Origin of the sequence: Aquimarina addita, assembly GCF_039539305.1 — a bacterium.
GTDB classification, from domain to species: Bacteria; Bacteroidota; Bacteroidia; order Flavobacteriales; family Flavobacteriaceae; genus Aquimarina; species Aquimarina addita.
The window spans coordinates 179,938-188,639 of the sequence record NZ_BAABCW010000011.1 but is presented as its reverse complement, the minus strand read 5'-3'; the positions used below and the strand labels follow the sequence as shown (position 1 = coordinate 188,639).

7 protein-coding genes are annotated in these 8,702 nt (G+C 33.1%); 1 reads left to right on the top strand and 6 read right to left on the bottom strand.

Features of this window, described 5'->3' with window-relative positions; all coding sequences use genetic code 11:
- Window positions 1-345: 345 nt before the first annotated feature.
- A complete protein-coding gene (locus ABD816_RS14240; RefSeq protein ID WP_344928490.1) occupies window positions 346-1,194 on the bottom strand; it encodes a hypothetical protein in 849 nt (282 codons plus the stop codon).
- Between the two features lie 90 nt (window positions 1,195-1,284).
- Window positions 1,285-1,989 carry a DUF4294 domain-containing protein gene (locus ABD816_RS14235; RefSeq protein ID WP_344928488.1) on the bottom strand — a complete coding sequence of 235 codons (705 nt, stop codon included), beginning with the start codon at window positions 1,987-1,989 and terminating at the stop codon, window positions 1,285-1,287.
- A 107-nt stretch (window positions 1,990-2,096) separates the two neighbouring features.
- Between ABD816_RS14235 and ABD816_RS14230 the strand changes: the two genes are divergently transcribed.
- Entirely contained in the window at window positions 2,097-3,188 is a 1,092-nt protein-coding gene (locus ABD816_RS14230; protein WP_344928486.1) for a M42 family metallopeptidase, read from the top strand.
- Window positions 3,189-3,349: 161 nt separating this feature from the next.
- Here the strand turns inward: ABD816_RS14230 and acs are convergent, their stop codons facing one another.
- The 4 genes from acs to ABD816_RS14210 form a co-directional block, all read right to left on the bottom strand.
- Complete coding sequence (gene acs, locus ABD816_RS14225) at window positions 3,350-5,302, bottom strand: acetate--CoA ligase (protein ID WP_344928485.1); 1,953 nt, start codon at window positions 5,300-5,302, stop codon at window positions 3,350-3,352.
- A 66-nt stretch (window positions 5,303-5,368) separates the two neighbouring features.
- Window positions 5,369-5,740 carry a response regulator transcription factor gene (locus ABD816_RS14220; protein WP_344928483.1) on the bottom strand — a complete coding sequence of 124 codons (372 nt, stop codon included), beginning with the start codon at window positions 5,738-5,740 and terminating at the stop codon, window positions 5,369-5,371.
- A gap of 52 nt (window positions 5,741-5,792) precedes the next feature.
- Window positions 5,793-8,495, bottom strand: a complete 2,703-nt coding sequence (locus ABD816_RS14215; protein WP_344928481.1) for an ATP-binding protein — start codon at window positions 8,493-8,495, stop codon at window positions 5,793-5,795.
- A complete protein-coding gene (locus tag ABD816_RS14210) occupies window positions 8,488-8,682 on the bottom strand; it encodes a hypothetical protein (protein ID WP_344928480.1) in 195 nt (64 codons plus the stop codon). The genes ABD816_RS14215 and ABD816_RS14210 overlap by 8 nt, the downstream gene beginning before the upstream one ends.
- Window positions 8,683-8,702 lie beyond the last annotated feature (20 nt).

Below are 8,702 nucleotides of genomic sequence, written 5' to 3'. Positions count from 1 at the left end.
CCAAATCCTATCAATGAACACAACCAAAATCAATAACATTCTACATACCTCCCTTGGCGGGTGCAAACCTACTAACTATTCACGTATAAACAAGACTTTTTTTAAAGTATTTTTAAAAGAAATGACACAATAAATGAAACTGCTTGATTTTTAAAAAGTTGGATGACGAATATAAGAAAACTAATTAAAATAAATTGAAAATAAATATTAAAATTAATTATAAAACCAATCTTATTTCTTTTAAACCACCTCTATAATGGTATTCCCTTATAAATATTAAGGATTTAACATATAGTCCGCGTAAAAATTTATATATCTAGTAATATACAAGACTAAAGAAATCGATTAGTTACTAAGAAACAACCAATACAATAAAGTTATAATACTGCCTGCATTCATTATTAGAGGAAAAATGATTGCCACTATGTGCTGATCATCTTTAAAAACATTTGAAACCGGGACTACAGCAAAATGACGCCCATTCCAATCCATATCCTTATATACAAATATTGCATTTAGAACAAATAAATGACTTGCCGTAAGTATTCGGGCATGAAAAAACTCATTTGACATTAAAGCTACCACCATAGTAGCAGCATGTGCTAAATACATAGTTGCCTTAGGTAAATACTGTCTAAACTCCACAAGAAAAACATTTGCAACCCAAAAGGTATACATGATTTGTAAATACAATGGAGCATTAGATCCCCAAAACTGAACTTCTCCGTCTGGAGTAATACTGGTTTTTTCTCCGGCACTATTAAAATACCAATATGCAATTCCAATACCCATTGCTATGGAAGAAGGTAAACATTTGTACTTTTTCTTTTTAAACTCCGATATCAGGAAGCCGCCCGTCTGAAAAATAAAAAAGATAACAAACATCCAATTCAATATCTCACCCCAATCTATATTCAAATCATTAGTGACTTTAGCAACTATACATATAATATTAAATCCTGTTTCTAATAGTATTAATCGTTTTATATCAACCCAATTATCTGCCTTTTTAAAAAAAGGATATCCAACTAATGGAAACACAATGGCAATTAATATTTCAAAACCGTAATGAAATTGGGATATGGTCAGAATAAAATAGCAATATGCTACAGATACCATAAAAAACAGCACAGAAGTCAAATGCGCATATGAGTTTTTACTTAAACCAAAAAAGTGATTTTCGTTTGTAGACATCAGCTTATATTTTAATCAGCATATTAGTTTTTTCACTAAAATCACTTAAAAATAGCATGAATAGTTTATATCTGTTAATAGATACTAATTTTATTTTTTTAAGGAGGTTGTCTTTTTTGAACCAGACCATTTATTTCTTAAATCATAAAAACTAAAATCCAATGCTGTCTTTTGTTCATCCAGAATATTGGCTTGAAAGCTTCGCTGTAAGATATCTTCTATCCAGAAATCCTCTTCTATATTTATAGGATCATATTCTTCTTTTAATGAGATACTAAAAAGTTTTGCAGTATTATTATACCAAAATGCCCGCCATCCACTTCTGTACTCCTTTACAAGGTCAAACATAGTAACACCTGTCTGACGGTGTACCAGTTTTACTAATATCTGTCCTTCTGTACGTGTCATTTTCTTCAATTCTTCTGTAAACTCTTCTTCCATATACTTTTGAAGAATTTTAATGTACTTTTTTTTGGATCTTTTAGAGTTAATATCCTTTAATCTATTATTCAATTCCGTCAACCTATCTGAAGCGAGTTTTGCATAGGGATATACTTTTCTGGTTTTACGTCTCAAGATGAGATACCTTCTTCTGGCTAATTTATCTTCAAAATTAAGCTTCCCCATAATTACCACTTCTTCTAAATCTATGGCTTCGTGAGGAATTGTATCTCCTTCTATTATATAATATTGTGCATATCCAGTAGTATCAACTTTGGTAGTATCGATTTCTTCTTGGCTAAATGACACTACCGAATTCAAAATTAACAGGATATAAATTAAAAACTTTTTCATATTTTATTCTTGGGATCGACAACGATCATTCCAAAATTAGTAATAAACACTTTCTAAACTGTAAAATATATGTGAATATTACTAACTTCGTAAAAAAACTGATATAAATGGCTAAAAAAAGTATATTAAATAAAAAGTCTCTGACTTTTCTGGAAAAATACCTAAATAATCCCGCTCCTACAGGATACGAATGGGAGGGACAAAAGTTATGGATGAACTACCTTAAACCATACGTTGATGAGTTTATTACGGACACTTATGGAACTGCCGTAGGAGTTATTAATCCAAAAGCGAAATACAAAGTAGTTATAGAAGGACATGCTGACGAGATTTCCTGGTATGTTAATTATATTACCGATAATGGTCTCATCTACGTCATCAGAAATGGTGGAAGTGATCACCAGATTGCCACTTCTAAACGTGTGAATATACATACGAAAAAAGGTATTGTAAAAGGAGTATTTGGATGGCCTGCTATCCATACACGTAAAGGATCAAAAGAACAAGCACCTACGCTGGAAAATATTTGTATAGATGTAGGATGCAATACTAAAGAAGAGGTATTAAAACTAGGAGTTCATGTAGGATGTGTTATCACTTATCCTGATGAGTTTTTTATTCTTAATAAAGATAAGTTTGTTTGCCGGGCATTAGATAATAGAATGGGCGGTTTTATGATTGCCGAAGTTGCTCGTTTACTTAAAGAGCATAAAGATAAACTACCTTTTGGACTTTATATTACTAATTCTGTACAAGAAGAAATAGGACTTAGAGGAGCAGAAATGATTACACATACAATCAAACCTGATGTAGCAATTGTAACTGATGTATGCCATGATACGACTACTCCTATGATAGAAAAGAAAACTCAGGGTGAAACTAAAATTGGTGATGGTCCTGTAATTTCTTACGCTCCAGCAGTTCAGAATCGACTACGAGAATTATTGATTGATACAGCAGAAAAGAAAAAAATACCTTTTCAGCGTATGGCTTCGAGCAGAATGACGGGAACAGATACTGATGCTTTTGCCTATAGTAATGGAGGTGTTGCTTCTGCTCTAATTTCATTACCACTGCGATATATGCATACAACGGTAGAAATGGTGCATAGAGATGACGTGGAAAATGTTATCAAATTAATCTATGAGAGTCTTCTTAACATCAAAGAAGGTGAAACATTTAGTTACTTTGGTAAGTAAAATTAAGAACCAACTTGTAAATATTGAATATTGAGGCAACCTAAAAATGTTTTAGGTTGCCTCTTTTTTTAAATAGAAATAAACCAATACTACAAAGTGGCTTTATATGTATTCAAAAGCCTCGCGATTGCAAGGCTTTTGAATACAAATCATTTTAATGATTATAGCGATTCGTCCATAATTTTCTGTACTACCTCTGGATTGAGTAGTGTAGATGTATCTCCCATATTAGAAGTTTCTTTTGATGCTATTTTACGAAGAATCCGACGCATAATCTTACCACTTCTTGTTTTTGGCAATCCTATAACAAACTGTACTTTATCAGGTTTTGCTATGGGACCAATGGTTTTAGATACTTGCTCTCTTATCTCATTACGCAGGGTATCACTTGGCTCCTTTCCATCAAATAATGTGACATACGCATATAAGGCTGTTCCTTTTACATCGTGCGGAAAGCCAACGATTGCAGATTCTGCTACAGCAAGATGCTCATTAATCGCATTTTCTATAGGTGCAGTACCCAGATTATGTCCTGATACGATCACTACATCGTCTACTCTACCTGTAATTCTAAAATTGCCTGTGGCATCTCTATACGCTCCATCTCCTGTAAAATACATATTTTTATAGGTAGAAAAATATACTTCTTTATATCGCTGATGATCTCCATAAATGGTACGAGCCATGGATGGCCACGGAAATTTGATTGCCAGTCGCCCTTCAGATTTTTTACGATTAAAGGGTATTTCATTTCCTTCGGCATCCATCAGTACAGGTTGAACTCCTGGCAATGGCAATGTAGCAAACGTAGGTCTTGTTGGGGTAATTCCTGCTAAGGGAGAAATCATGATTCCTCCAGTTTCTGTCTGCCACCAAGTATCAACTATAGGAGAATTTCCTTTTCCTATATTATCATTATACCAATGCCATGCTTCTTCATTAATTGGCTCACCTACAGAACCTAATACTTTTATAGCATCAAGGTTATGTTTATTAACCAGATCTAATGAATGTTTTGCTAATGCACGAATTGCTGTAGGTGCGGTATAGAAATGGGTAACATTTAGTTTATCACATATCTCCCAGAAGCGTCCATAATCCGGATAACTAGGCACTCCTTCATACATCACTGTGGTAACTCCGGCTGCTAATGGTCCATATATGATATAAGAGTGACCAGTGATCCAACCAATATCAGCAGTACACCAATAGACGTCGCTTTCTGGTTTCATTGAGGATTTAGTTCCGGCAGTTGCAAAATGATCACATTGAAACACATTAGCAAAAGTATAAGCTGTATACACCATATATCCTCCGGTAGTATGCACCATACCCTTAGGCTTACCTGTTGATCCAGAAGTGTATAGGATAAACAACATATCTTCTGCATCCATTACCTCAGCAGGACATTCTTTTTCTACTTTTTGCAATTCATCAAACCAAAAAACATCTCTTCCTTCTGTCATTGGTGTTGGTTCTACTGTTCTTCTATACACAATTACTGTTTCTATAGAAGGTGTATCTTTTAATGCTTCGTCGCACATCTCTTTAAGTTTCACAGGTTTTGTTCCTCTAAAGACCTCATTAGCAGTGATCAACATTTTACATTGAGAATCATTAATACGACTTGCGATCGCAGTGCTTGAAAACCCTGCAAATACAATCGAATGAACGGCTCCTATTCTTGCACATGCCAACATTGCTATCGCTAGTTCTGGAATCATAGGCATATATAGACATACGCGATCTCCTTTTTTGATTCCGTTATTTTTTAACACATTAGCAAAATGACAAACTTTTACATATAACTGACGGTAGGTGATATGCCTTGATTCTTCATCGGGATCATTAGGCTCCCATATTATAGCGGTTTTATTTCCTAGTTTCTCCAGATGACGATCCAGACAATTTTCTGTTATATTTAACTTTCCGCCTTGAAACCAAGCCACTTCAGGTTTTGTAAAATCCCAAGCTAATGTCTTATCCCACCTTTTATGCCAATGAAATTTTTCTGCAATACTGTCCCAAAACTTTTCAGGATTTTCTATACTTTCTTGATATGCTTCCTTATATTCTGCAAAGGATCGCAATTGTAACGTATCTCTTATTTCCATGATTTGTGATCTTTAATTTTATATGACTTTCAATTTTATTTTTTACTGATAAACTACCGAAATCTTCTATGCATTATTTAATAATTCAGTGATTTCAGCTATAACTTTTTTTACTGAAAATGGTTTCGTTAAATACTTATCAACTCCTAATGTTAATCCTATTTCTATGTCTGAAGCTTTATTCTTAGCACTTAAAAAGACAACCTTAATATTTTGAGTTCTTGAGTTTTCTTTAATATGTTTTAATGTTTGATATCCATCAACATTGGGCATCATAATATCCAGCAGCACTACATCAGGAATTTGAGTTTCTAAGATATGAAGCGCTTCACTACCATCACGTGCTATAAATACTTCATAGTCTTGTTTTTTAAAGGAATATTCCAATGACATAACAATATTAGGCTCATCATCTACGATCAATATTTTCTTTTGCATACTGTACTTTATTTTCTATCTACTTCTAAAATAGTTTTTTTCTTTTACTTAATTAGTTTTTAACATTTAGTGATACGGGTAAATCAATCATAAATTTAGCTCCATTTTTATAGGTAGTATCTGTCCAGATTTTGCCATTATGCCCTTCTATAATATGTTTACTAATTGCTAACCCTAAACCACTTCCTAATGGTTTTTTAATATTTTGATTTTTGGATTGATAAAATTTATCAAAAATATATTTCATGTCTTCTGCAGGGATTCCTTTTCCATTATCTTCTATACTAATACGAATAAAACCATCAATTTTTTCAGATGAAATTTGAATCATTCCCTTTTCCTCTTCTACAAACTTAATGGCATTAGATAATAAATTAGTAAACACCTGCAACATCCTGTCTTCATCATAACATATGGGTTCTTTCTCAATATGATCAGAAATAATAATAGTAACATCTTTCTTCTGAGCAATCGTATGGACACCATATACTGCCTCTTTTATGGTTACTGCTAAATCATTAAAAGTTTTATTCATTGATTCTCGACCTGATGCCAGTTTTTCAAGATCCAGTATATTATGAATCAAGGTAGATAACCGCTCTGAATCTCTTAAAATATTATCTAAAAATTGCTTTTTCAATTCTACAGGCATATCACTATCATTATCTATCAATACTTCTGCAGCCGCTCTGATAGAGGTAGTTGGAGTTTTTAATTCGTGAGAGACTGTATCTAAAAACTCATTTTTGAGTGTATCCTGCAACACTAACTCTTCATTTGCTTCTTTTAATTCTTCTGTAAGTTGAATCAATTCTTCTGATCGTTGTTGTAAAAATTTATTATTAGTAATTGCTTTTTTACTCTCTTCCAAAATTTCCAGTACTTCTACTAAACTGATAGGTTGTTCTTTTACAACACTTGCTATCAAAATACGAGATGATGCGCTTCCTATACTTCCTGTTAGTAATTTTTCAGAAAAATTAATGAGCCTGGCATCTGCCTGCTCTATGTCCTTAGGTATTTTGTATTTGACATAAAAAAGATTCAGAGCTCGTTCCGTTTTTTGAGTACCTAAAAACTTTGTCAGTACGCTCTTTATATCAGAGACATAAGCTTCACCTTTCCATACAAAAGCATTCTCTTGTAAAGCATTATAATTATTCACAAACATTTCTGCATAATTACGTTCTCTATAATTGCCTTTTCTATACAAGGAAACTGATAAATACAAAATGGTATTAAAAAATATACTCCAAAAAAACGCATGGGTTACTGGTGTCATAAAATCAATTCCAAACAAAGCATAAGGCTTTAAAAGCTCTATACCAAAAGGTCCGTATTTAGTAAAACCAATATGTTCTATAATAGTATCTAACACAAAGGGAAGCATAAGCGTATACATCGTAATAAGTGTTCCAAAAACGATACCTGTTTTTGCTGCGAGCGCTGATCCACGATTCCAAAAAAGTCCAATAAAAAAGGACGGTGCTAGCTGAGCAATCACCACAAAAGATATTTGACCAATTGAGAATAAAGACAATTGAACATTAAAATTTATGTAAAACAAATAAGCTCCAACAATTAATGAAAAAATAGCTATTCTTCTTATATTCTTAATATAGTTTGCATTTCGCTCTGGATGTCCTTTGCTAAATTTTTCTAAAAATCCATATGGAATGATCAAATTATTGCTAAGCATCGTAGAAAGTGCTAATGTAGAGACCACTACCATAGAGATTACCGCTGAAAACCCACCTAGAAACACTAAGGTTGCTAAGAATATATGACCATTCTGTAGTGGCAGTAATAACGTGTAGTAATCGGGGTTTGCTGAGGCTCCCAGATTTAACTTTCCGCCCCATGCAATAAAAACAACAAAAATATTAAATAACAATAGATATAACGGAAATAACCAAATCGCTTTTTTAAGATGCTTTTCTGAAGTATTTTCAATCACAGAGACCTGAAATTGTCTGGGCAATAAAAAAATTGCAAAAAAGGAAAGAGCAATCATAAAATACCAATTAATCCCTGCTTCTAACCCATTAAAAGTTGTGAGTGCTTCAAAATTTTCGGTAACTGCAATTTTAGTGTAGATATCTGTAGTTCCATCAAATAAGAAGTAGGTTACATATATTCCTATGATCAAAAAGAAAACAAGTTTGATAACTGATTCTACGGCAACAGAAAAAACAATCCCTTGTCTTCTTCTGGTAGCATCTGTAGCTTGTGTTCCAAAAAAGGCTGCAAAAATAGCGAGTAATACTGCAATATAAAAGGTAGTATCACTGAAGATTGATGCCGATGCAACAGTAGTATCATTAGAGATAATAGCATAGGTTTCTGAAATAGCTTTAAGCTGTAATGAAATATACGGGACGATCCCCAATACACAGATTAAGGTAACCAGAGCCCCTAACAATCTATTATTACCATATCGTAAAGAAATAAAATCAGCTATACTCGAAATTTTTTGCTGTTTAGAAATCTTGATCACTTTCTTTAGAACGATAATCCATAAAGGAAAAGCTATCACTGGACCAAGATAGGTTGTTAAAAAACTGACACCTGATGTAGCAGCAATACCTACACTCCCATAATAGGTCCACGCAGAGCAATACACTGCAAGAGATAAGGTATATACGTACGCATTATTAACCCAATTTCTTTTGGCTTTCTTTTCTGCCCAAAAAGCAAGACCAAATAGAAGTATCAAGTAGAATATGATTATGAAAATTAAAATATAATTATTCATAATGCTTCTTTAATATAAATGCAGAAATCAAAATCGCAATTGCCCAAATCAAAAAAACAGCAAAATAAAGTATGGGGAAACCAAAAATGCTACCGGATCTATTCACGATTAGAATCAACGGAAGATTAAAAAGAAAAACTAACCCTAAGGATAGTATCACTAATTTTTGCTGATGTCGCTTTTTCATATACGAATCCTATTTCTCGT

Coding starts and splice junctions, on each gene's coding strand:
- ABD816_RS14240 (WP_344928490.1), bottom strand. CDS start 1,194: ATGTCTACAAACGAAAATCACTTTTTTGGTTTAAGTAAAAACTCATAT.
- ABD816_RS14235 (WP_344928488.1), bottom strand. CDS start 1,989: ATGAAAAAGTTTTTAATTTATATCCTGTTAATTTTGAATTCGGTAGTG.
- ABD816_RS14230 (WP_344928486.1), top strand. CDS start 2,097: ATGGCTAAAAAAAGTATATTAAATAAAAAGTCTCTGACTTTTCTGGAA.
- acs (WP_344928485.1), bottom strand. CDS start 5,302: ATGGAAATAAGAGATACGTTACAATTGCGATCCTTTGCAGAATATAAG.
- ABD816_RS14220 (WP_344928483.1), bottom strand. CDS start 5,740: ATGCAAAAGAAAATATTGATCGTAGATGATGAGCCTAATATTGTTATG.
- ABD816_RS14215 (WP_344928481.1), bottom strand. CDS start 8,495: ATGAATAATTATATTTTAATTTTCATAATCATATTCTACTTGATACTT.
- ABD816_RS14210 (WP_344928480.1), bottom strand. CDS start 8,682: ATGAAAAAGCGACATCAGCAAAAATTAGTGATACTATCCTTAGGGTTA.